This window comes from Hymenobacter sp. BT18 (assembly GCF_012273015.1).
Taxonomy (GTDB): Bacteria; Bacteroidota; Bacteroidia; order Cytophagales; family Hymenobacteraceae; genus Hymenobacter; species Hymenobacter lutimineralis.
This window is the reverse complement of the sequence record NZ_CP050954.1, coordinates 1,071,554-1,094,053: the sequence shown is the minus strand read 5'-3', so window position 1 is coordinate 1,094,053 and position 22,500 is coordinate 1,071,554. Positions and strand designations below refer to the sequence as shown.

Below are 22,500 nucleotides of genomic sequence, written 5' to 3'. Positions count from 1 at the left end.
CATGTTTGGGTCGTTGCCAGCGGATTCCCGTAGCTTTGCGCCTCTTCCGCCGAAAAACTGTTTTATCTCTTCGTATTGTTGCCATGAGAATTCGCTCGACTACCGTGCTCGGTGTGCGCCACAACGGGCAGATTGCCCTCGGCGCCGACGGCCAGGCCACCATGGACAAGCACGTGGCCAAAAGCAACGTGCGCAAGGTGCGCAAGCTCCACGAGGGCAAGGTGGTGACGGGCTTTGCCGGCTCCACCGCCGATGCCTTTATGCTGCTCGATAAGTTTGAGGAAAAGCTGGGCGGCTACGGCGGGCAGCTGCGCCGGGCTGCCATTGAGCTGGCCAAAGAATGGCGCAAGGACCAGTACCTGCGCAAGCTCGAAGCCATGATGGTGGTGTGCGACAAGGACGAGCTGCTCATCATTGCCGGCTCCGGCGACGTGCTGGAGCCCGACTCCGACGTAGCCGCCATCGGCTCGGGCGCCATGTATGCGCAGGCCGCCGCCCTGGCCCTCAAGAAGCACGCGCCCCACCTCACGGCCCGGCAGATGGTGGAGGAAGCCCTCCACATTGCCGCCGATATCTGTATCTACACCAACCACAACCTGATGATTGAGCAGCCCGAATAAGCTGCCCCCGAGGTGATGACGGAGGATCTGATTTTCTACAACTCCCGCAAGCGGTACGCCCTGCTCACCTTTGGCGGGCTGGTCTTCGTGGTGATGGGTAGTTGGCTGATCGTGAAAACCGGCAACTGGCCCCTGGGCCTGGTCACCATCCTGTTCTTTGGTACCGGCGTAGTCATCGGCATCCGGCAGCTGCTCGACACGCGGCCCCGCCTGCATATCACCGACACGGGTATCCTCGACCGTACGCTAGGTGTGGGGCTCATTCCCTGGGCCGACATCACGGATGCCTACGTGCGCTCTATCAACCAGGAGTACTTTATCTGCCTGCTCCTGCGCAACGAAGAAGCCTACCTGAGCCGCCTCCCGCCGCTGAAGCGCAAGCTGGCCGCCGCCAACGAAGCCCTGGGCTTCACGCCCGTGTCCGTGAACCTGAGCGGCGTTGACCTGAACCCGGAGCAGCTGCTGGAATACATCCTAAAGCAGAGCGCTGCGGCCCGACTAGGCCCTGCCAACTCACTTCCCTCCAGCTAGCTCCAGGGCCTCACCCGGCGGCTAATTGTGCGCAACCCAGCCGCCATGGTACGCGCGGCAGAATCTTCGCCTCAACAACCCCGTATTGAACGATTCCCGGCTGTCATTTGATTGTACACCGCACACCCACCAATACTACTGAAACCCCCGATTCCATGAACGTAACCAACTTCCTCAAGCACCACTACCGCCACTTCAACGCCGCTGCTTTGATTGATGCCGCCGAAGGCTACAACAAGCACCTGGCCGAAGGCGGCAAGATGATGATTACCCTGGCCGGCGCCATGAGCACCGCCGAAATGGGCATCCAGCTGGCCGAGCTCATCCGCCAGGACAAGGTGCAAATCATCAGCTGCACGGGTGCCAACCTGGAGGAGGATATCTTCAACCTGGTAGCCCACGACTTCTACGAGCGGGTACCGAACTACCGCGACCTGACCGCCGCCGACGAGCAGGCCCTGCTGGAGCGCCACATGAACCGCGTGACGGACACCTGTATTCCCGAAGAGGAAGCCATGCGCCGCCTGGAGCACTCGGTGCTTAAGTTCTGGGAGCAGGCTGACAAAGCCGGGGAGCGGTACTTCCCCCACGAGTTCTTCTACCAGATCCTGAAGTCGGGCGAGTTGGAGCAGTATTACCAGATCGACCCCAAGGACTCCTGGATGCTGGCCGCGGCCGAAAAAAACCTGCCCATCATCTGCCCCGGTTGGGAAGACTCCACGCTGGGCAACATCTTCGCCGGCCACGTCATCTCGGGCGACATCCAGAACGTGCACACCGTGCGCACCGGCATCGAGTACATGATTTACCTGGCCGACTGGTACACCCAGAACGCTAAGGAGGAAAGCAAAGTGGGCTTCTTCCAGATTGGCGGCGGCATCGCCGGCGACTTCCCCATCTGCGTGGTGCCCATGCTGCACCAGGATCTGCAGCGCACCTCGGTGCCGCTGTGGGGCTACTTCTGCCAGATTTCGGACTCTACCACGTCCTACGGCTCCTACTCCGGTGCTGTGCCCAACGAGAAAATCACTTGGGGCAAGCTGGGTCAGGACACGCCTAAGTACATCATCGAGTCGGACGCTACCATCGTCGCGCCGCTGATTTTCGCGATGGTGCTGGGGCAATAAGTGCCACTTAACTTTCCCAAAAAGCCCCGCCGCTGAATATCAGCGGCGGGGCTTTTTGTGCTCTGGCGCACCTGTCGGTTGAGTAGATACATGCGTCTGACACGAAGTTCGCTACGCTTGCGCCTGCGGTATCCACCGCCTACCCCAGCTACCGGACCTGAGGTGCTGCGGTTGGCTTGGGGCTGCGGCTTTTCTTTTGTAGCTCCTGCTGGTACTGCTGCTTCATTGCCTGCTTGAACGTAGACCAGTTCAGGGCGTAGGTAGTGACGACAATAACGAGCACGCAGGTTAGATACCCTAGCAGGTAAGTGAGAAGGCCCCGCCATAAGCGGCCGAATAGGCGCATTCCAGTGTGCGCAAGCAAGCTGCCGTAGGCCCACGTGGTGTAGGCAAATACCGGCACCATAAACAGCATACTGACGGTGCCAATCTGTGGGGTGCCGCTATACTTGTACATAACCGGCAGGTACAGCAAGCTGAAAAAGTTGCACATGGCCGTGATAAAGGCCGCAATGATCAGGCATTCGGCATAGTTGTAGCCGCCGCGCCGCAACAGCCAGCGGGCAAACAACGCCCACACGGGCACCATGGCCACGTAGCACCAGCTCAGGTACTTCATGAAAAACTTGGTGGAGGTCATCTGCATCTGCCACACGGCCTCGGGCATGTTGGGGTCTTTGGGGGGAAAGGCCTGAATGTGCAGCACCGCCCACAGCAGCGCATACAGCCCCGTTATCATGAATAGCAACGACAGAGGCCGGAAATGGTCGACGCGCTGGCCGGCCAGGTAGGCCCGGATAGTGGGGCCGGGGCGCAGCACCATTGTTTTCAGCGTATATAAAATGCCCTTATCAACGTGCCAGATAGAATGCAGAATGTCGTGCGGCATGTCCGTCAGGGTGAGGCGATGCGTGTGGTGCGCATCCTGCCCGCACTTCCCGCAAAACCGGTCTGGCACGGGGTGGCCACAGTTCAGGCATGCCACCGCCGCGTGCCTGGAAGTGTGGCTTAGGTGGGAGGCCAACTCCGGGGCGAAAACGTCGGAAGACAAAGAAGCGGTCTGCATAGCACGGGCGTTTTGTGGCGAGCCGGAAGATAGCCAGTTATGATTTTCAGACCAAATGCCTCACCAGTGGGGCAGTTATCACGCGCCCAGCCTGCCGTCTGCCAGTTGGCCGAGTTCAGTCGAGGTAGCAGCTATTGCTAAGCCTGAAAAGTCGAACCGTAACAAGGAGGGCCTTTGCTGATAAACACTGGCTATCTTTGAGGGTCGCACCCATTCCAACGCCAGGCTTGCTGGCCCGCTTAAGGTGTTAGGGACAGTAAGCAGTTGCGGCCGGACTATCAAGCTGCTAAGTAGTTGTTTCGCATGTACGACGTCGATATCTGTGTGCTGGGCGCGGGCCCAGCGGGCGCTACCGCCGCCCTGCACCTGGCCAAGGCTGGGGTACCGTGCCTAGTAGTCGACCGGGCCGTATTTCCGCGCGACAAAATCTGCGGCGATGCCCTGGGCAGCGGCGTGCTGCCGGAACTGGCCCTCATTGATGCTGCCCTGCCGGGCCGGTTGGCTGCTTCTTCCCGCCAGCTGCCCACCTGGGGGGTACACTTCTCGGCCCCCAACGGCCGGGGCATCCAGCTGCCGGCCCTTCCTGCCTTCACCCCGGACACGCCCCCCGGCGGGCACATTATCAAACGTCTGGACTTCGACCTGCTGCTGGTGGAAGAGCTGCGCCAGCGGCCCGAAGTCACGCTGCTCGAAGGAGTAAACATCAGCCGACAAGAGTGCACCGCTGATGGGCGCTGGCTGGTAGAATCGGCCGATGGCCAGACCCGCATCCGGGCGCGGCTGCTATTGGTAGCCAACGGGGCGCAGTCGGCTTTTTCCCGGCAGGTGGGCGGCCACGCGCTGGACCCGGCCCACCATTGCGCGGGGCTGCGGGTATACTACCGGGGCGTGCGGGGCCTGCACCCGCACAACTACATCGAGCTGCACTTTCACCAGGAGTTTCTGCCGGGCTACCTCTGGATTTTTCCGCTCCCCAACGGCGAGGCCAACGTAGGCGTGGGCATGCTTACCTCGGCCGTAGCCGCGCAGAAAGTAAACCTGCGCGAGCGGCTCCAGCAGATGCTGACCCAGCACCCGGCCCTGAAAGAGCGGTTTGCCGACGCCGAGCCCCTGGAAACCGTGCGCGGGTTTGGACTGCCGCTGGGCTCCAAGCGCCGCTCCCTTTCGGGGGAGGGCTACCTGCTCCTGGGCGATGCTGGCTCCCTTATCGACCCCGTCACGGGCGAAGGCATCAGCAACGCCATGCTTAGCGGGCGGCTGGCAGCGGCTACGGCCCGGCAGGCCCTGGCTGCGCAGTCGTTTGGGGCCGGTATCCTGGCCACCTATGATGACGCCATCCACCAAAACCTGGGTCGGCAGCTAGAGCTTAGCTACCGGATGCAGCGCCTGCTGCGCTTTCCGCGCGTCATCAACTTTTTCGCCAACCGGGCTGCCAACAACCCCCGCTTGTCGGATGCCATTACCAACATGTTTCTGAACCGGGACTTGCGCCAGCAACTCTGGCAGCCGGGGTTTTACGTGCGCCAGCTGCTGGGCCCACGGCGCGGGCCCGTGGTGCGGGCCGGCATTCGGGTGGTGCGGGGGCTGCAGCGCTGGTGGCGCAAGTAGGCGCGCCTAGTTCCGCAACGCCTACCTTCGGGCCGAACCTGCTCTGCTTCCGCCATGCCCCTCGACCTCGTTACCTTTCTGCTGCATACTCCCGAAGCCGAGAAAACCACCGTGTACCTGCACTCCGACGATGAGGACGACGATACGCTACGTACCTGTGCAGCTTTGTTGGTAGCCCAAACCCAGGATCAGAAGCTGTTTATCACCCTGGAAACGCCGCGCCGCTACCTGGCCCACACCCAGCACCCCGACGAAGACGAGCCCGAAATCGAATTTCTCCACGACTATGAAGAGGTAGAAGCCCTCTTGGAAGATGCCGGTCTCGACGGCCTCCACGATGGGGAACGGGGCATCCTCTACCACAACCTGCTGTACCTGCTGATGAATGGGTAAATGGCTGGATGGGCATAAGCATGAGAAGGCGCCTGTCATCCAATTATTTACCCATTCCCACTCACCGTCGCTTGGCGTAATCGGCAATCAGGCCCTCACAAATCCAGTTGGCCAGGGCCTGGCGGTTGTCGGGCACCACAAAGCGGCGCTGGTCTTTCTGGTTGCGGATGTTGCCCAGTTCCATGAACACGGCCGGGGCGTGACTGTTGCGCACTTCGTAGAGCGTGCCGCGCTCCGACACGTTGCCGGAATAAGGGCGGTTGGGCTGGGCCCGTTTATAGCGCGCCGTGAACACCTTGTGAATGTTCTTGGCCAGGCGCAGCCCCAGGGCGTTGTTAGGATGGTGGTAGAAAAACACGTCGATGTTCTGGCCCACGCTGCGGCTGTCTACATGCAAGGCTAACAGGCGCTGATACGCGCGGCCGTGGCGGCTATGCAGGCGGTTGACCTCGGCAATGCGTTGGCGCAGGCGCTGCACCTGGCTGAGCGGAATGCGCCGGTTGGGGTGCTGGACCTCGTCGTAGTCAGTAGCCAGCACGGCCTGGTCGCGGATACCGTCGTTGGGGTCCTGCACCATCACGTACACCGTGGCGCCGTGTTCCAGCAGCACGTGGGCCAGGCGCACCGTCACATCGTAGGCATACTCATCCTCGGCCAGCTTATAAGTGCCGTACTGCCCGATGGCGCCGGGGTCGGGCCCGCCGTGGCCGGAGGACAGGTAGTACACGGCCCCGCGCAGGGCCTGGTCGCGCACCTGCACCCGGGCGTAGGCGGGGCCAAACAGCGCGGCCCGCGTTACGGGTGGCGTTTTGGCGGCCACCGCCGGTGCCGTTTTGGTGTTAGGCTTTTTGCGGGCGGGACGGCCCACCGGGGGCAGCACATAGGCCCGGCCCGCCATAAGGCCCTTAGTGCCCAACCGCGCCCTGTTGAGCTGCCGAAACTGGCGCACGTGCTCGGCGGAGCGCAGGCCGTGGCGGCGGAGCAGGGTCTGAATAACGTCGCCGCGCTTGGCCACCACCCGGCGAGGACGCTGAGCCAGCGTTTGAGTGGCCAGCAGGGCCAGAAAAAGCAGGAGAAGAACTATTCGCAACGGCAGGGGAAAGCAAAATCGGGAAATGGAATACCAACTACGGGAAAAGCGGCGGGAAATATGCAATTGGTCTATATATCGGGCAAAAAATGGAGGGAATGAGCTGCAAACCCCACCATTGCCCGGCGCCGCGGCCTAACCTTCCCGAAACCTCAGCGTAAGAACGCCCCAACCTTTCCCCAAAAACCCATGAAAACGCCCTTTCTTTCTCTGCTCGCCCTGTCGGCCCTGACGCTTGGCAGCTGCGACAGCCTCAACAAGCCCTCCACGAAAGACGAGCCCCAGGAAGCTACCGCCGATACGGCCGTGGTGTACCGCGACGGCAAAACTGCCGAAGGTATGGCCAACGATGCCGCTAACAGCGCAGAAAACGCCTTCGACATTGCCTCGGCCAAACTCACGGATGCCACTTTCCCCGAGATTAAAACCAAGGGCGTAACGGTGCGCGGCAACGAAGACTACCAGGTGTATTCCGTGGATGAAACCGTGCTCTTCGACACCGATAAAGCCACCATCAAGCCTTCGGCTGCGGCCACCTTGCAGGAGGTTATCGGCTCCATTGGCCAGCGTTACACGGGCAAGCAAATCCGCGTGGCTGGTTTTGCTGATTCGCGCGGCGACGCCAGCTACAACAAAGACCTGGCCCAACAGCGCGCCAACGCCGTGAAAAGCTACCTCGTGGACACTGGCAAGATGCCCGCCGCCAACATCAGCACCGAGAGCTTCGGCGAGCAGCAGCCCGCTGCCAGCAACGCCACCGCCGCCGGCCGCAAGGAAAACCGCCGGGTGGAGCTGGTTGTGCGCGTACGCTAATTCCTTGCTCACTTCACTTTGAAACCTGCCGTCCGGCTTCAGGACGGCAGGTTTTCTTTTTGTAGGTAAGGTATTGAAGGTGCTCAGTTCGTCATACAGCTTAACGCGTCAGGCTGAGCGCAGCTGCAGCCTGACGTTCTGTATTGCTTGCCTAGCTTTCCTTTTGCTTAAAGTTGACTAACCTTAGCAACTCCGGCCACTGCCAAACCCGCTTATGCCTACGCCCATCCCCAAAAAGCTTCTGGCCCGTCAGCACGAAATAACGGCCGACTTCACCCGCCTCGTGCACGCGCACGTGGACGATCTGGCCGCTGGTCGAGCTACCGAAGCGTTGGAAATCCGGGATTTTGCCGACCAGCTGTGTATTCATCCCACCCACCTGAGCAACACGCTCAAGCTCACCACCGGCGAAGCCCCTTGCGCCATTTATGAGCGCAAGCTGGTGGCCGTGTCCAAAGAGCTGCTGCAAGACCCGCAGCAGAGCATAGCCACCGTGGCCGCGCGCCTCACTTACGACCCCTCCAACTTCACCAAGTTCTTTAAGCGCTTTGTGGGCCTCACGCCCCGGCAGTACCGGGAGGAGGCACTGCTGGCGCAGTTTGCTCCTGAAAAAACGGAAACTGTCACCAGTTAAACTGAACTACTCACCAGAGCGCAGGGCGTCGTGGGGCAGAACTTTGCGGAGTCATTTAACCTACTTCGTTTTTATGAGCACGCGCAAAATAGCTCTGGTAACCGGCGGCAGCCGGGGCCTGGGCAAAAACATGGCCCTCAACCTGGCCCAGAAAGGCATCGGCGTACTGCTGACCTACCACCGCCAGCAGGCCGACGCCCAGCAGGTAGTAGCCGAAATTGAAGCGCAGGGCGGGCAGGCCGCCGCGCTGCCGCTCGATGCCGCCAACGTAGGCTCCTTCGACGGCTTTCTGGAGCACGTGCAGCATACGCTGCGGGCCACCTTCGGGGCCGAAAAGTTCGACTTCCTCATCAACAACGCCGGCACGGCCCTGTACGCGCCCTTTGCCGACACCACCGAGGGGCAGTTCGATGAGATGCTGACTATTCACTTCAAAGGTCCCTTCTTCCTGACCCAGAAGGCGCTGCCCTTGCTCAACGACGGGGGACGCATCATCAACATTTCCTCGGGTCTGGCGCGGTTTGCCAACCCCGGCTCTTCCACTTATGCCAGCATGAAGGGGGCCATGGAGGTACTCACGCGCTACCAGGCCAGGGAGCTGGGTAGCCGCGGCATTGCCGCCAACGTGGTAGCGCCCGGCGCTATTGCCACCGACTTCGGCGGGGGCCACGTACGCGACAATGAGGACTTAAATCAGTACCTAGCCGCCGCCACAGCCCTGGGCCGCGTGGGCCAGCCCGACGATATTGGTCCCATCATAGCCTTCCTCTGCACCGACGAAGCCCGCTGGATTAACGCTCAGCGCATTGAAGCCTCTGGGGGCATGTTTGTATAAGGGCGTGGAATTGACAGGCTTCCTGTTACCCAAGAAACGCCCGTACGAAACTCGTACGGGCGTTTTCAAGGCTAATTGAGGGGCTACCGGGCAACGGCTGACGGGACTGGGTGTTGGGTTTTGTGCTTGATGAAAGCCTGAATCTGCTCCCGGTTCAGCAGGATCATGATGGTCATAGCAATAATCAGCGTAATCAGGTAGCCGCCCATGGCCGCTGCCCAGCCGCGCAGGTAGCGCCCCAACATCGACAACCCGGTGCCTTGCAGCAGGCTGCCGTAGGCCCAGGACTGGTAAGCCAGCGTCAGGAGCATTACTCCCATCATCAGGAGCTGCCCGCGGCTGGTACCGTTCAGGAAATACAAAACCGGCAGCACCACCAAGGTCAGGAAGTGGGAAGTACCGGTTACGAGGGTAGCCACCGTGATGCACTCGGCGTAGTTGAAGCGCCCGCGCCGCAGAAACAAACGTACCACTGCGGCCGTGAGCGGGAGCAGCGCCACCGCAAACCAGTTGATGTATTTGGAAAAGAAGGTGATGAAGCGCTCCTGCACCGCCCGCAGCTCAGCCGGCATGGCCGGGTCGTGCATGTTGTAAGGCCGCAGGTGCAGCACCACATACAGAAAGGTGATGAGCCCGGTGATGATGAGCAGGTAGGAGAGGGGCCGGAAAAAGGGGGCCCGCTGCCCGGCCAGGTACCGCTGCAGCGTGGAGCCCGGGCGGCGCAGCATTTGCTGCAGCGTGTAGGGCAGTCCTTTATCCACGTGCCAGATGCTGTGCGGAATATCGTGCAGCCAGTGGCCCAGCGTGATGCGGTGCGTGTCGGCAGCCTGCCCGCAGTGGGCACAAAACCGGTCGTGCAGGGCAGTTCCGCAGTTCAGGCAGGCGTGGGGCGCGGCAGCGGCGGGGGCAGCCGTAGCCGGACTGGGGGCGGATGGTGCGTGCATAGCAGGGAGACTACGGGAGTTGAACCGCGCTAAAAATACAGAATGGCCCGGCACCTCAGGCAAAAAAATAGCCGGTCGTAAAGACCGGCTGTCGTCGTCAAAGGAAAAGCAAGCCAGCTATGGGCGGTTAGCGCAGGGTAGCTCGGCTGCGTTTTTGCGCAGGGCCAGCAGCAGTGGGGCATACGCTTGGGCTTCCTGTTGGGCGGCCAGCTGCTGCAGCCGCGTGAGCACATGTTGTTTGAACTCAAAGGTAGAAAAGCGCGGGGAGGGTACGGGCGGTTTCATAGGAGAAGCAGGCAATAGGGTAGGGCAGAACGGGCGGGGGAACTAAGAGCTTCTACGCGGGCAAGGCCGGAAGGGTGTGGTAGTCTACCGGAATTTAACTGCGTAAAAACCAGAATCTTCGGGGTGGTCAGTGCTGGCCTCCCCGAAGATTCTGGTTTTGAAAACAGCGCAGTGCTTAGGTATGAAACAGCGGACGTGCCGGGTTCCAGATGCCCCACGGAATCATGAGCAGCACCAGTACCAGGGCAATGGCAAACCACGTGAAGGCTTTCTTGTGCTTGAGCACGGGGTCGGAGGCCTTTTTGGAAAGCGTACGGCCTACCTGGGCGGCTACTACCGCCAGCAGCATGCCCACCAGGTGCTCTACGGCAAAAAAGCGGCCGGTAGGGTCTTTCATTACGGCGCTGCCTGCAGTTTCGAAGGCTTTTACGCCCCAGGGGCTGATAAAATAGAGAATGATGCCCAGCAGCAGCTGCAGGTGCATAGAGCCTACAAAGGCGGCCCCCATGCCATTATCGGCCCCCACATAGGGCTTGCGGCCCTGCCAGCCACTAAGCGCGCGAAACAAGGCAATCAGCCCAAAGATGAGGACGAGCCAGCGCGTCCAGGAGTGCAGTAACAGTACGGTAGAGTACATAGCGAAAAAAAAGGTGAAGAGAAGCAAGTGAAAGCGGGAGCGGGGCGCGAAGGTACAACCTGCCAAACGGGTTCTGGTTGCCTGAAAAGTATGGCTGGAAGTAAATAGACTTAGCGGGTAGCTTCAAACAGGCTGGGGGCTACCTCGTGCTTGTGACCTTCAAACTGAAAAAGCTTCTCGGGCACAAACCGCTCCTCTTCCTGGCGCAGAATAGCCAGGTTGCTGATGCTGAGCTTCAGGTTGAAGGTTTGCTGGTTGAGGTACTGCAGCACCGGCCCCAGCAGGTCGGGAGTGGTATCGTGCAGGGCCAGCGAAATATGCGGCAGCCAGCAGTCGGGCCCGCTGAACTTGTCGGTGCGCAGGCACAGGGGCCGGGTGGCCTGCCGGATGCGGTGGTGCAGGTGGTTGAGCGCATCGGAGCGCAGCACCGGAATGTAAATCACGGGATTAGGGCCCGGAAATACGCCCAGCCCCGTGGTGAAGGCCGGAAACGGCTTGCTGGTGCGGGCTATGTCCTGCAGCACCGCCTTCAGGGCCGAGAGCTTGCGCACGCCCGCCAGCTGGTAGGTAATGTGCGGGTCGGGGGTAGCCTGCACATCATCCAGGCCAAATTCTACTTCCAGGTTTTTGATAATGCCGTTGATGTGCGCGGCACTCTGGGGGTTAAGCAGGGAGGTTATGGCCAGCATAGGCTCGGGGGACGAAGAACCAGAAGACGGACAGACAGCTGAAAGAGGTGAGATAGACAAGCCGGTAGGGTTTGCGGGGAAGGTAGGGAGAAAACGGTAGCCTGGGGCCCATGTCCTGTGCAAGGTACACGGGTAGCCGCTTACTTGGCACTGGTGCCGCCGGAGCTACCCGGGCAAGGAGAGGAGCCGCCGGAAGCGTTTCAATACGCGCCGGGCCAGGGAGGGGCGGCCTACGCGCTGCGACGGGAACGGACTACTGCCTTACGCCGGCCGGTTGGCCTGCATCTGCTGGTTGAACTGCGCGCTCTGCCCGCGCGGAATGCTCAACGACTGCCACTGAGTGCCCCGCAGCGTTTTGGCGGTCTGCACGAGCTGGCCGGTGTGGTATGCATAGTGCGCTACCTGGCGCTGCAGGGCCCCCAGCGCCGTGTAGGCTTCACCCCGGATAGTGACGGGATGCAGCAGCTGGCCGGGTGGCATAGCCGCCAGCAGGTCGAACAGCACTTGCCAGGCCGCTTCCCACTGGGCCAGCAGCGCGGGCGGGTTGATCGTGACGGGCTGCTCAAACTCCTGGTCGCGCTGGCGGTCGGGCTTTTCGCCATCCGTGGTCCAGAAGTCGGTGAAGCGGGAGCGGAGGTTGCCAATCATGTGCTGCAGCAACACGGCCGGGCTATTACCCTCCGGGCCGGGTACCACCAGCCAGTCGGAAGGGGCGAGCTGGGCCAGGGCCCGGTCGGCTAGTCCTTTGTAGGTAGTGAAGCTGTGGCGGATGCTGTGCAGCACGGCCTGGCTTAGCGCATCGGATTCTGCCATAGATAACAACGCTGGTCGTAAGGCAAGTAAAAATAAGGCATCTAAGCCAGTGCCGCCCCACCAGGCAGAAAAAGCCAGCTTGGTGCCGCCCAGGTTCAACCATTTGCCAGTCATTACGTTCAGGTTTCGTTTGCTTGCTTTCTGCCGCTACCTCACCGTGCCCGCTTCTACCTCTGCTCCAGCTGCTGTGCCGCCTGTACGCCCTCGGGTGCGGTGGGGCTGGTGGCTGGTGGCTGGTCTAGGGCTAGTAGCCGGGCTGGCGCTGGCCGTTCACTTCCTGCTCGACCCCTGGCTGCGCCGCCAGGCCGAAACGCAGGTGGCCCGCCGTACCCACGGCCGCTACCAGCTGCGCCTGCGGGAGCTGCACACCAGCCTCTGGCGGCGCACCCTCACCGTGCGCGGTATCGACCTGGTGCCCACGCCCGCCCTGCTGGCCACCGACTCCCTGGCCCTGCGCCTGCACGCCAGCAGCCTGCGCGTTGCGGGCATTGGGCTGGGGGCTTTGCTGCGCCGGCAGGTAGTGCCCATCGACAGCCTCGTGCTGCAAGCGCCCCACCTGCGCCTGACGGGCCGCAGGCTGCCGGCCAACAACCCAAAGCCCCTGCACCAGCGCCTTCCCCGTCAGCTGCCAGGACTACGCTTGGGTTATCTGAGTATTCAGGAGGGCCAGGCAGCTTACCGCCCCACCACCGCTGATTCAATTTCCTTTCGGCGGGGCACGCTGGTAGGGCAGGATATTCTCCTGGCCGCGGCCGGTGCCGCTGACACCCAGCGCGTGGTGTATGCCGCCGCCTGGCAGCTGCGAGTAGCCGACGGCCAAGCCAAAGGGTATGGCCACCGGCTGCAGTTGGGGGCGCTGGGTTTTGCTACAAAAAGCGGGCTGCTGCGGATAGACTCATTGCGCGTGCGGCCCCTGGTGCCCATCAGCAACCGGCGCAGCGAGCTGGTGCGCGTGGCCCTCTCTTTGCCCGTAGTCCGGCTTACGGGCCTGCAGGTCCGGTCCCTACGTCAGGGAAGATTTACCGCCGATACGCTTCGCCTGCAGGGCCCCGACCTCTCCTTTACGCCCGCCCGCCAGCCCCCGCCGCCCCTGCATGAGCTGGTAGCGGGCGTATTTCCCCGTTTCCGGCTGGGCAGTTTCTTGGTGGTTGATGGACGGGTCCGCGCGGCCGGGCTAAGTATGGCGCCCCGCGCAGAACAGGTAATGGTGCAGGCCCAGGACCTCCGGCTGGAAAAGGCCGCCAGCCAGGCACCGGGGCGTATTTTCTACGGCCGCAGCTGGGGGGTGCGCACCGGGCCGGGGAGTATGCTGCTCGATGCCCCCTACTACCGCCTGGCTTACCAGCGCTTAGACTTCTCGACTACTGGGAAAACGCTGCGACTCTCAAACATTGGGGTACAGCCTACCATGTCCCTGGAGGCATTGAGCCGGCGTAAGGGGCACCAGATGTCGCATATCCGGCTATGGGCCCCGCAGCTGCAGGCTACGGGCATAGACTGGGCGGCCCTCACGCAGCGCGGCTACCTAAAGGTGGGTGAGCTGGCCCTGCCGCGCCCCGTGCTACGGGTGTCGGGGGACGGGCGTTATCCCATCAACCCCAGGCTCTCGGTGGTGACGCCGGAAGCCCTGCGCCGCTTGCCCTTTCAGTTTGAGCTGGGCCGCTTACGCATTCAGCGAGGCGACATCTGGTTTCGCTACCGCTCGGCCCGCAGCCCGCAACTGGGCCGCGTGAGCCTCACGCAGCTGAGCGGCACCCTCACCAACCTCAGCAACAACCCCCGCCGGGTGCGAGTGGCCCCCGTAGCCGTAGCACGGGCTACGGCCTTGTTTCAGCAGCGTAGCCGGGTGGGCGTTACCATCCGCTTGCCTTTGCTCCGGGCCGATGGTCGACATACCGCAACGGGCACCTTTAGCCGGGCCCCCTTCAGCATTCTGAACCCGATTACGGTGCCCGGGCGGTCGGCCCGCTTTAAAAGCGGTGACGTGGACCAGGTGCGCTTTGCCTTCACGGCCGACCGGCAAGGGGTGCGCGGGCAGATGTGGGCCGCCTACAGTAACCTGAAGCTGGAACTGCTGACCGAGCACAAGGACCAGGGCGTAAAAAAGCTGCTCGTCAAAGCAAAGTCCAAGCTGGTGGATGGCTTGCTCATCCGCAACAACAACCCGCGCAAACCTGGGCAGGAGCTCAAAATAGGCGTTATTGAGTCGAGCCGCGACCGGCGGCTGTCGGTTTTTGCTATTTGGCAGCAGGCCCTGATCAGCGGAATGCTGCACAGCATGGGCGTGCCGCGGGGCATTGCCAAGAAAACCAGCGAAGCTTCTTCAGCTCCCAAGACCATGCCGCCGCCCGGCAGCCTGCGCTAAACCCTTTCGGGGCCGCAGGAGTTACTCCGGTCTATGCCGCGCGCCAACACTCTTCCTCGCAAGCTAACCAAGGGCAACCTGCCCACCAAAACGTGCCTTACCTGCGGCCGGCCCTTCGAGTACCGCAAGAAATGGCGGGCCTGCTGGGACGAGGTGAAGTACTGTGGCGAGAAATGCCAGCGCAACAAGTCCCGCCCAACAGCACCGGCAAGCGCCTAAAAAGCCGGAAAGCAGCCCCGACGGAAAGCCGTAACGTCGGCCGCCGGGTCAATTCGGAAATGTGCCAGCGGCGGATCTATCTTACGCCAAAATCATTTGCATGAACCGCCGTATCTTCCTTCGCAACAGCTCCCTGGCCGGCCTCACCCTGGCTACCTTTTCCCTTGATGCCTGCACTGCCGACCCGGCCTCCTCGGCAGCCACCGCTGACGGCAGCGCGGCCCCGGCCCCCGATACCTTCGAGCTCCAAGAGGCTACGGTAGCGCAGCTCCAGGATAAGATGAAGAGCGGGCAGCTTACGGCGCGCCGCATCACGGAGCTCTACCTGGCCCGCATCGAAGCCATTGACAAAGCCGGGCCCCAGCTGCACGCCGTACTCGAAACCAACCCCGATGCCCTGAAGCTCGCTGACCAGCTCGACGAGGAGCGCAAAGCTGGCAAGCTGCGCGGGCCGCTGCACGGCATTCCGGTGCTCATCAAAGACAACATCGACACGGCCGACCAGCAGCAAACCACGGCCGGCTCCCTGGCCCTGGCCGGCCACAAGGCGCAGAAGGACGCCTTCATCGTGCAGAAGCTGCGGGCCGCCGGGGCCATTGTGCTGGGAAAAACCAACCTGAGTGAGTGGGCCAACTTCCGCTCCACGCGCAGCACCAGCGGCTGGAGCAGCCGCGGGCACCAAACGCGCAACCCCTACATCCTCGACCGCAGCCCCAGCGGCTCCAGCTCCGGCTCGGGCGTGGCGGCGGCCGCCAACCTGTGTGCCCTGGCCATTGGCACCGAAACCGACGGCTCCATTGTGTCGCCGGCTTCGTGCAGCGGGCTGGTGGGCATCAAGCCCACCGTGGGCCTGTGGAGCCGCTCGGGTATTATTCCTATTTCGGCCACCCAGGACACGGCCGGCCCCATGACGCGCACCGTGCGCGACGCGGCTGTACTGCTGGGTGCCCTGGCCGGCGACGATGCGGCCGATGTGGCTACGCAGGCCAGCAAGGGCCACGTTCAGCCCGATTACACTACCTTCCTGAAAGCCGATGGCCTGCGCGGCAGGCGCCTGGGTGTGGAGAAAAACCACCTCACCGGCAACTCCGATTCGGTGGCCCTGCTGCAGGCGGCGCTGGCCGTGCTCAAGGCGCAGGGAGCTACGGTAGTGGAAGTGGAAGTAGAAAAGCAGATCGACCCGCTGGGCGAGGCCGAGTACGACGTGCTGCTCTATGAGTTCAAGGATGGGGTAAACAAGTACCTGGCTACGGCCGGCGCCCCAGTGAAAACCCTGGCCGACGTCATCCGCTTCAACACCGAAAACAAAGCCAAGGCCATGCCTTTCTTCCAGCAGGAAATCCTGGAAGCCTCTGAGAAGCTCGAAGGCCTGAGCAGCCCCAAGTACCAGGCGGCCTTGCGCAAGTCGAACGGCGGGGCCCGGCAGGTGCTTGACAAGGTATTAGCCGACAACAAGCTGGACGCCCTGGTGGCCATTACCAACAGCCCGGCTACGCCCATCGACCTTATTAACGGGGATTCCTGGAAGGGCCCCGGCTTCTCTTCCCCAGCCGCTATGGCAGGCTACCCGCACATTACGGTGCCCATGGGCCAGGCGCACGGTATGCCCGTGGGCTTGTCGTTTGTGGGCGGGGCCTGGCAGGAAGGCCCCCTGCTCACGCTGGCCTATGCCTACGAGCAGGCCTCCAAGAAGCGCGCGGCACCCACCTTCCGTGCCCCGTTTGTAGGCTAAGTAACGTAAAAAAAGCTTCCCTGGCCCCCACTCTGAACGCATATTCAGGGTGGGGGCCAGGGAAGCTTTTTAGCAACGATTTAAAGCTACTCTTTATCGTTGGCCGGCTGCTCGCGGGACGATTTTTCGGTGGAAGAGCTGGCGCTGGCGGAGCCGCCATCTTCGAGGGGCTCGGCATCAAGGTTAAGCTCGTAGCCGCCGCTGCCGTAGGTGGGTTTGCCAGCCGTCTGGCCAACTACGCCGCCGGTCTGGCGGCCCTGAGCCGCATTGGCGGCACGGTCATCGTTTTCGTCGGGGGGTATGGAGGGGGCGGTGGTTGCCATGGCTTAAGGTGTTTTTAGGTAGTCGGATGCCTTGCTATACGGAACCAGGGCCACCTAGGTGGGCATTTAATTAACTCTCCAGGCGCTTGCTCCGCTCATGCCCGGCGCTTACTACGCCTACGCCAGGCGGAGTAAGAACGTGTTTCAGGGGACGTACTGCTGGGAGAGGCTGACGGCCAGGCCCTGCCGAGTTTCGATGATAAAGGGCGAAAGGCCCAGGGCCTGCGCGTCTTTTTCCTGGAGCTGGGCGGGAGTGGCCGGATATTCCTCCAGGCCGGTTTCGGCGCTGCGCCACAGCGTAATGGTGGCCGTGGGGCTGAGGCGTACCGTGCGTAGGCGGGGGCTGTCGTTGATGATGTAATAGTCGTTGAAGACGGAGTAGGTGGTGTCGCCGTCTTGGCTCACATCCTCGGCCGCGTCGCCCTTGCGGCGGGCTGCGGCCACGGCGGCTTCCCCGGTCAGAAACTGAATGTAGTCTACCGTGGCGTAGTACTGGCCTTTCTGCTGGTACACGCGCCGGAGGTAGCCGTGGTTGCGGCCCGTAGCGCCCACCGTTTCCGTGGTCGACATTTCAGCGGTCAGGTTGGGCGGCACCACCTCTGCGGTTTGGTTGGTGGCCGTTTCCTGCTCGGTGGAGGTACAGGCACTCAGGGCGAAGAAAAGGGCGGCGGGCAGGAAAATCAGCTTCATGCCGGAGTGTACGCGGGCAGGGAAGAGGCGGTTTGCTGCGTAACTTTACCCCTGCCACGTACCACCTGTTCTATGGCCCCGATAACCGACATCTCCCAGCTGGACCTGACGCGCCGCTACACCTACGCCGACTACCTGACCTGGCAGCTGACGGACTGGGTAGAACTGATTCGAGGCCGGGTGCGGCTGATGAGCCCAGCCCCAAGCGGCGGCACCAGGATATTTCGCGCAACGTCAGCACGCCCATCGCGCATTATCTGCGTGGCAAACCCTGCCGCACCTACGTTGCCCCCTTCGATGTGCGCCTCGTGCGCAGCACCCCTAACGGCGATGCCAGCATCGAAACCGTGGTGCTGCCGGATATCTGCGTCATCTGCGACCCGCAGAAGCTCGACGACCGCGGCTGCTTGGGCGCCCCCGACTGGATTATCGAAATTCTCTTGCCCGGCAATGTCTCCCGCGACACCAAGGAGAAATTCGACCTCTACGAGGAAGCCGGCGTGCGCGAGTACTGGATGGTAACGCCCGAGCAGCGCAACGTGGTCATCTACCTGCTGGGCGAAGACGGCCGCTACCAGCTGCGCGGCGAGTTCTACACGCCCGGCCTGATACCCGTAGCCACGCTGCCGGAGCTGCAGATGGAGTGGACGGAGGTGTTTGAGGGAGTTTAAATTTCAATTTTAATTTGTTAGTAATGAATCATCCAACTGGTTTTAGCTCAGAACTTTACGAAGTTTACTCAGTCTATTTGGATAGAGTTATTGTCCTAAAAGGCATGCTATATCACGTGGCAAATATTTTTAAAGATAAATCAGAATCTATTGTGTCAAGAGAAAACAATTTGCCTAATTTTCTATCCGCAAGCTCACTGGTAATTGGGGACTTGACAGGCCCTGACGATGATGGATGGAAACTATACTATCATACAGGTAAAAATTATATTGTACAAAGTAAGTTATATGAATCAGAGATAAGAAACTATGAATTTAGGGAAGCTAATTACTCTGTAATTCAAGCTTATGAATCGTTTTCAACTTTTCTTAAAGATATATTAGCTTCATACTTGTTTCTTAATAAGGATTTTAGTTCCATAAAGCATGTTGATTATAATTCGTCATTAATTGACTATAAAGAAAGTATGAGGAAATATAATTCGGGTCGTAATAATAAAGATCTATTCAAACTGATTAGAGAATTATCTAGTCAATTTAGAAACGGAGAAAATAACAATGGTGCCGGTATGAATATTTATGAATGGTATCAGGCGTTGTCCGTTACTAGACATGCTTTAGTACATAGCGAAGGAGTTATAAAAGGTAAGACCATTGGCGAAATTAGTAGTACTCAAAAAGGGATATTGCATGGTGAATTTTGTGGCAAAAATTGTAGCAATGGCTATATTAATGTCAATATGACTATTGATGTTGCTGATAAGACATTAGAAAGAATAGCCGAATTGGCCTATTTTGTCTTTAAATGCTTGTCTATTGAAATCGGTAAAGAGTGGAGAGTAATGAAAGGACAATAAGTATCCCTCCCCCCAAACCGCTACCTTTGCGGCCTGATACCCCGCAAAGTAGGATGATTTCCATTACCGACCTCGACTTTCACTTCGGCTCGCGCACGCTCTACGACAAGGCCAGCCTTCACATCAAACCCAAGGATAAGATTGGCCTGATCGGGCTCAACGGTCGGGGTAAATCCACGCTGCTGCGCATTCTGGTGGGTGAGTACAAGCCCGATGGCGGCTCCATCTCCATGAGCAAGGACGTGAGCCTGGGCTTCCTCAACCAGGATTTGCTTTCCTACGACTCGCACGAGCCCATCCTGATTGTGGCCATGCAGGCCTTCGGCGAAGCCCTGGACGTGCAGAAGAAAATTGACGAGGTGCTGCTGGAATTCGAAACCAACTACACCGACGACCTGGTGGAAAAGCTGGCCGCCCTGCAGGAGCGGTTTGAGGCCCTAGGCGGCTACACCATGCAGGCCCGCACCGAGGAAATCCTGGAAGGGCTGGGCTTTACCACCGAGGAGCTGCAGCGCCCCCTGAAGCTGTTTTCGGGCGGCTGGCGCATGCGCGTGATGCTGGCCAAAATCCTGCTTCAGCAGCCTTCCCTGTTGCTGCTCGACGAACCCACCAATCACTTGGACTTGCCCTCCATTAAGTGGATTGAAAACTACCTGGCCGGCTACGAGGGCGCTGTTATCATCGTAAGTCACGACCGGGAGTTCCTGGACCGCACCACCAACACCACGGTGGAGGTAACCGGCGGCAAGCTGGTGCCCTACGCCGGCAACTACTCGTATTACCTCGAAGAAAAGGAGGAGCGCAACGCCATTCAGAAGGGCGCTTTCGAAAACCAGCAGGCCCAGATCCGGCAGGCCGAGCGGTTTATTGAGCGGTTTAAGGCCAAAGCTAGCAAAGCCAAGCAGGCCCAGAGCCGCGTGAAAGCCCTCGACAAGCTGGAACGCATCGAAGACGTAGCCGCCGACGACGCGAAGGTGAACATCAAGTTCAACTTCACCGTCACGCCCGGCCGCCACATCCTGCGCATGGAGCACGTGAGCAAGAAGTACGGCGAGAAAATCATCTTCCGTGACACCCACGTGCACATCGAGCGGGGCGACAAAATCGCGCTGATTGGGGCCAACGGCAAAGGTAAATCCACGCTCATGCGCCTGGTGGCCGGGCAGGAGGCGCCCACCAACGGCACCCACCAGCTGGGCCACAACGTGATTATGTCGTTCTACGCCCAGCACCAGCTGGAAAGCCTGCGCATCGAGAACGAGATTTTGCAGGAGATGGTAGAAGCCGGCTCCAAGCGTTCCGAAATGGAGCTGCGCTCGGTGCTGGGCTCCTTCCTGTTCACCGGCGACGAGGTGTACAAGAAAATCAAGGTGCTGAGCGGGGGCGAAAAAAGCCGCGTGGCCCTGGCCAAAACCCTGATTTCGGAGGCCAACTTCCTGCTGCTCGACGAACCGACCAACCACCTGGACATGCAGTCGGTGAACATCCTGATTCAGGCCCTGGATCAGTACGAAGGCACCTACATCGTCATCAGCCACGACCGGTTCTTCGTAGAGAACGTGGCCAACAAAATCTGGTACATCGAGGACTTCCAGCTGAAGGAATACCCCGGTACCTACGCCGAGTGGGAGCAGTGGATGGAGGACCGCGAAAAGGCCGCCAAGAAAGCTGGTCTGCCTAGCCCATCAGCTCCCAAGCCCCAGCCCAAGGAGGAAAAGAAGGTAGAAGCCAGCCCCGCCAAAACGCCTTCACCCGACCAGAAAAAGGCCCTGAAGGAGCTGGCCGAGGTAGAAAAGAAAATCGAGGAAAGCGAAAAGGAGCTGGCCCGCTACGAAACCCAGCTCGCCGACCCGCAGATTTACCAGAACGCCGCCCAACTCAAAGACGCCACCCTCAAATTCGAGCAGGTGAAAAAAGAGCTGGCCCAGCTCAACGACCGTTGGGAAATGCTGGCCGAAATGTAAACGCCCGCCTCACTTACATCAGAAAGCCCCACCTGAAACTTCTGGTTTCGGGTGGGGCTTTTTAATGCTTAGGCAGTTGATTTCGCAACTCAAAGGTGGTAATTCCCAGGAACGTATACACCATTCAGGAAACTGCTATAGCTGTCGAGCAAGCCAAAACAGATAAAGCTCCGGGTCCTTCTATAGGTACTGAGCTGCCAAATTCAGGGAGCTGCCGCTGGGTGTTGCGTGTTGTTTGTCTTTAAGATTAATTGTGTGCCCTTTGTTGATGCCGTAGCTACAAATTGAACCCGAAATGAAACCCCGGTTCTCCCAAGACAAACTTGGGCCATTTATCGTCTAGCTGTTTAAATCCATCTGGCATTCTGGTGTGGTAAGCGCGGTGGGTAATGGCAACGGATGGTTGAATAAAAAATCTGTCTTTAAAGAGTTTAACGTGATACCCCGCCCGGTACGTATTGAAAATCTGAAACCCATCATCTATTCTTTTGCCTTCTTTATTCGTAAAAGTCTGAAAAGTAGGCATTACGTTAAGTTCGGTGTAGAGTCCTTTCCAAAAAAAGCGTTGGTACGCTACTGATAGGCCATACTCGCGAACATACCCCGGAAATTCTTCCTCCGGCTTACCGTATGCTTGGTTGAAGAATGGATGAATACCATTGGGCCAAGCATATTTCCAGGTTTTCGGCTCTAAGGTAATGACGTCTTTGCCGGTAATCCGGTAGCCAAAATTAAGCTGGACGAAGTCGGGAGGGTTTGTAGGAGCCAGATTGCCCAAGAGGAATATAGTGCTGCCAACAAACCATCTTTTGTAAGTGCTATCTGCCTCAGTATACTGAGCCTTGGCTTGTAGTGTGCTGGCCGTTAGGGCCAGGCTAAGGAATAAGAGGTTCTTTTGCATTTCTTTCCCTTTATGTGAAACGATGCTGCAAAAGTTGGTTGACGAGCTCCCGGAACTCGTTCACTTAAGTTAAGAAATGCCCCTCATTCCTTGTCTTTCTCTGTAATTCTTGCTCTTAATCGGCTTAATGATTGAGGTTTGATGCCTAAGTAGCTCGCTAGCTGGTGTTGGGGAACCCGCTGAACCAGGTCTGGGCGATTTTGCAGTAAGCTCAGGTACCGTTGTTCTGGGGAAGAAGTCTTGAACTCGTCAAAATTGATTTGGTGCTTGGCTAGTAATTCTTCTGATAACATTCTGCACATTATTTCAAATTTGGGGAATTTGCTATTTACTTCTTTTTCCAAATCAGGATTTGAAACGGTAATGATGCTGTCTTCGACGCAGCTGATGAAATAGTCGGAAGGATTTTTACTTGCAACGCAATGAGGCGTTAAGGCGTCCAGCTCCGTAAAGAACGCGGTGGTTTTTTCTTCACCATCTTTGATGTAATACTTTCGAATACATCCTTTCAAAACAAAGTAAGAATCCTGTGACTTCTGGCCTTCTTTAAGTAAAATAGTTCCTTTCTTAATATAACGGAATATGTCGAGCGAGAGGAGAATGTTTTTCTCGTCTTCTGTTAAAGAAATATAGTTTGATATAAAGCCAAAAAGTGCGTTTTCCATTTTTTTGGGAGGAGATGGAATTGGTCTG

25 protein-coding genes are annotated in these 22,500 nt (G+C 59.4%); 14 read left to right on the top strand and 11 right to left on the bottom strand.

What is annotated here, in order from left to right; translation table 11 throughout:
- The first annotated feature begins 83 nt into the window (after positions 1-83).
- The 3 genes from hslV to HER32_RS04545 all read left to right on the top strand — a co-directional run bounded on the left by hslV (position 84) and on the right by HER32_RS04545 (position 2,278).
- Complete coding sequence (hslV, locus tag HER32_RS04555; protein ID WP_149071853.1) at positions 84-620, top strand: ATP-dependent protease subunit HslV; 537 nt, start codon at positions 84-86, stop codon at positions 618-620.
- Between the two features lie 15 nt (positions 621-635).
- Positions 636-1,151 carry an STM3941 family protein gene (locus HER32_RS04550; protein WP_317169659.1) on the top strand — a complete coding sequence of 172 codons (516 nt, stop codon included), beginning with the start codon at positions 636-638 and terminating at the stop codon, positions 1,149-1,151.
- Between the two features lie 155 nt (positions 1,152-1,306).
- The gene (locus HER32_RS04545; RefSeq protein ID WP_168683210.1) at positions 1,307-2,278 is read left to right on the top strand and encodes a deoxyhypusine synthase family protein; all 972 of its coding nucleotides are present in this window, start codon (positions 1,307-1,309) and stop codon (positions 2,276-2,278) included.
- A gap of 148 nt (positions 2,279-2,426) precedes the next feature.
- Here HER32_RS04545 and HER32_RS04540 read toward each other — a convergent pair whose 3' ends face one another.
- Positions 2,427-3,344, bottom strand: coding sequence for a DUF3667 domain-containing protein (locus tag HER32_RS04540; protein ID WP_168680875.1), 918 nt, complete (start codon positions 3,342-3,344; stop codon positions 2,427-2,429).
- 303 nt (positions 3,345-3,647) lie between these two features.
- Here HER32_RS04540 and HER32_RS04535 point away from each other — a divergent pair, with 303 nt between their 5' ends.
- Complete coding sequence (locus HER32_RS04535) at positions 3,648-4,952, top strand: NAD(P)/FAD-dependent oxidoreductase (RefSeq protein WP_168680873.1); 1,305 nt, start codon at positions 3,648-3,650, stop codon at positions 4,950-4,952.
- 54 nt (positions 4,953-5,006) lie between these two features.
- A complete protein-coding gene (locus HER32_RS04530; protein ID WP_149072409.1) occupies positions 5,007-5,345 on the top strand; it encodes a hypothetical protein in 339 nt (112 codons plus the stop codon).
- Positions 5,346-5,406: 61 nt separating this feature from the next.
- Here the strand turns inward: HER32_RS04530 and HER32_RS04525 are convergent, their stop codons facing one another.
- Positions 5,407-6,435, bottom strand: a complete 1,029-nt coding sequence (locus HER32_RS04525; RefSeq protein ID WP_232066374.1) for an N-acetylmuramoyl-L-alanine amidase — start codon at positions 6,433-6,435, stop codon at positions 5,407-5,409.
- Between the two features lie 189 nt (positions 6,436-6,624).
- Between HER32_RS04525 and HER32_RS04520 the strand changes: the two genes are divergently transcribed.
- The 3 genes from HER32_RS04520 to HER32_RS04510 all read left to right on the top strand — a co-directional run bounded on the left by HER32_RS04520 (position 6,625) and on the right by HER32_RS04510 (position 8,717).
- Positions 6,625-7,248, top strand: coding sequence for an OmpA family protein (locus HER32_RS04520; RefSeq protein WP_168680872.1), 624 nt, complete (start codon positions 6,625-6,627; stop codon positions 7,246-7,248).
- Between the two features lie 214 nt (positions 7,249-7,462).
- Positions 7,463-7,882 (top strand): helix-turn-helix domain-containing protein, encoded by a 420-nt coding sequence (locus tag HER32_RS04515; protein ID WP_149072407.1) that lies wholly within the window; start codon positions 7,463-7,465, stop codon positions 7,880-7,882.
- 73 nt (positions 7,883-7,955) lie between these two features.
- The gene (locus HER32_RS04510) at positions 7,956-8,717 is read left to right on the top strand and encodes an SDR family NAD(P)-dependent oxidoreductase (protein WP_168680870.1); all 762 of its coding nucleotides are present in this window, start codon (positions 7,956-7,958) and stop codon (positions 8,715-8,717) included.
- An 83-nt stretch (positions 8,718-8,800) separates the two neighbouring features.
- On the opposite strand, the gene HER32_RS04505 is transcribed toward HER32_RS04510, so the two are convergent.
- From HER32_RS04505 to HER32_RS04485, 5 genes are all read right to left on the bottom strand, one after another.
- On the bottom strand, positions 8,801-9,661 hold the full coding sequence (locus HER32_RS04505) for a DUF3667 domain-containing protein (RefSeq protein ID WP_168680868.1): 861 nt from the start codon (positions 9,659-9,661) through the stop codon (positions 8,801-8,803).
- Between the two features lie 117 nt (positions 9,662-9,778).
- Complete coding sequence (locus HER32_RS04500) at positions 9,779-9,946, bottom strand: hypothetical protein (RefSeq protein WP_168680866.1); 168 nt, start codon at positions 9,944-9,946, stop codon at positions 9,779-9,781.
- A 175-nt stretch (positions 9,947-10,121) separates the two neighbouring features.
- Positions 10,122-10,583, bottom strand: coding sequence for a hypothetical protein (locus tag HER32_RS04495; protein ID WP_149072404.1), 462 nt, complete (start codon positions 10,581-10,583; stop codon positions 10,122-10,124).
- A gap of 110 nt (positions 10,584-10,693) precedes the next feature.
- Entirely contained in the window at positions 10,694-11,272 is a 579-nt protein-coding gene (locus HER32_RS04490; RefSeq protein ID WP_149072403.1) for a 2'-5' RNA ligase family protein, read from the bottom strand.
- Between the two features lie 261 nt (positions 11,273-11,533).
- Entirely contained in the window at positions 11,534-12,085 is a 552-nt protein-coding gene (locus tag HER32_RS04485) for a DUF1572 family protein (RefSeq protein WP_149072402.1), read from the bottom strand.
- Between the two features lie 130 nt (positions 12,086-12,215).
- Here HER32_RS04485 and HER32_RS04480 point away from each other — a divergent pair, with 130 nt between their 5' ends.
- From HER32_RS04480 to HER32_RS04470, 3 genes are all read left to right on the top strand, one after another.
- Positions 12,216-14,450 (top strand): light-harvesting protein, encoded by a 2,235-nt coding sequence (locus tag HER32_RS04480; protein WP_168680864.1) that lies wholly within the window; start codon positions 12,216-12,218, stop codon positions 14,448-14,450.
- A 33-nt stretch (positions 14,451-14,483) separates the two neighbouring features.
- A complete protein-coding gene (locus HER32_RS04475) occupies positions 14,484-14,669 on the top strand; it encodes a DUF2256 domain-containing protein (RefSeq protein WP_149072400.1) in 186 nt (61 codons plus the stop codon).
- Between the two features lie 100 nt (positions 14,670-14,769).
- Positions 14,770-16,401 carry an amidase gene (locus HER32_RS04470; protein ID WP_168680862.1) on the top strand — a complete coding sequence of 544 codons (1,632 nt, stop codon included), beginning with the start codon at positions 14,770-14,772 and terminating at the stop codon, positions 16,399-16,401.
- 86 nt (positions 16,402-16,487) lie between these two features.
- Here HER32_RS04470 and HER32_RS04465 read toward each other — a convergent pair whose 3' ends face one another.
- Positions 16,488-16,724 carry a hypothetical protein gene (locus HER32_RS04465; RefSeq protein WP_168680860.1) on the bottom strand — a complete coding sequence of 79 codons (237 nt, stop codon included), beginning with the start codon at positions 16,722-16,724 and terminating at the stop codon, positions 16,488-16,490.
- A 144-nt stretch (positions 16,725-16,868) separates the two neighbouring features.
- On the bottom strand, positions 16,869-17,414 hold the full coding sequence (locus tag HER32_RS04460; RefSeq protein ID WP_168680858.1) for a hypothetical protein: 546 nt from the start codon (positions 17,412-17,414) through the stop codon (positions 16,869-16,871).
- A gap of 32 nt (positions 17,415-17,446) precedes the next feature.
- Here HER32_RS04460 and HER32_RS04455 point away from each other — a divergent pair, with 32 nt between their 5' ends.
- The 3 genes from HER32_RS04455 to abc-f are packed head-to-tail and all read left to right on the top strand — an operon-like array spanning position 17,447 to position 20,906.
- The gene (locus tag HER32_RS04455) at positions 17,447-18,085 is read left to right on the top strand and encodes a Uma2 family endonuclease (RefSeq protein WP_232066372.1); all 639 of its coding nucleotides are present in this window, start codon (positions 17,447-17,449) and stop codon (positions 18,083-18,085) included.
- A 23-nt stretch (positions 18,086-18,108) separates the two neighbouring features.
- Complete coding sequence (locus HER32_RS04450) at positions 18,109-18,942, top strand: hypothetical protein (protein WP_168680856.1); 834 nt, start codon at positions 18,109-18,111, stop codon at positions 18,940-18,942.
- A 53-nt stretch (positions 18,943-18,995) separates the two neighbouring features.
- The gene (gene abc-f, locus HER32_RS04445; RefSeq protein WP_168680854.1) at positions 18,996-20,906 is read left to right on the top strand and encodes a ribosomal protection-like ABC-F family protein; all 1,911 of its coding nucleotides are present in this window, start codon (positions 18,996-18,998) and stop codon (positions 20,904-20,906) included.
- 277 nt (positions 20,907-21,183) lie between these two features.
- Here abc-f and HER32_RS04440 read toward each other — a convergent pair whose 3' ends face one another.
- The gene (locus HER32_RS04440) at positions 21,184-21,807 is read right to left on the bottom strand and encodes a hypothetical protein (protein ID WP_168680852.1); all 624 of its coding nucleotides are present in this window, start codon (positions 21,805-21,807) and stop codon (positions 21,184-21,186) included.
- Between the two features lie 83 nt (positions 21,808-21,890).
- Positions 21,891-22,472, bottom strand: a complete 582-nt coding sequence (locus HER32_RS04435) for a Crp/Fnr family transcriptional regulator (protein WP_149072393.1) — start codon at positions 22,470-22,472, stop codon at positions 21,891-21,893.
- Between the last annotated feature and the right edge of the window lie 28 nt (positions 22,473-22,500).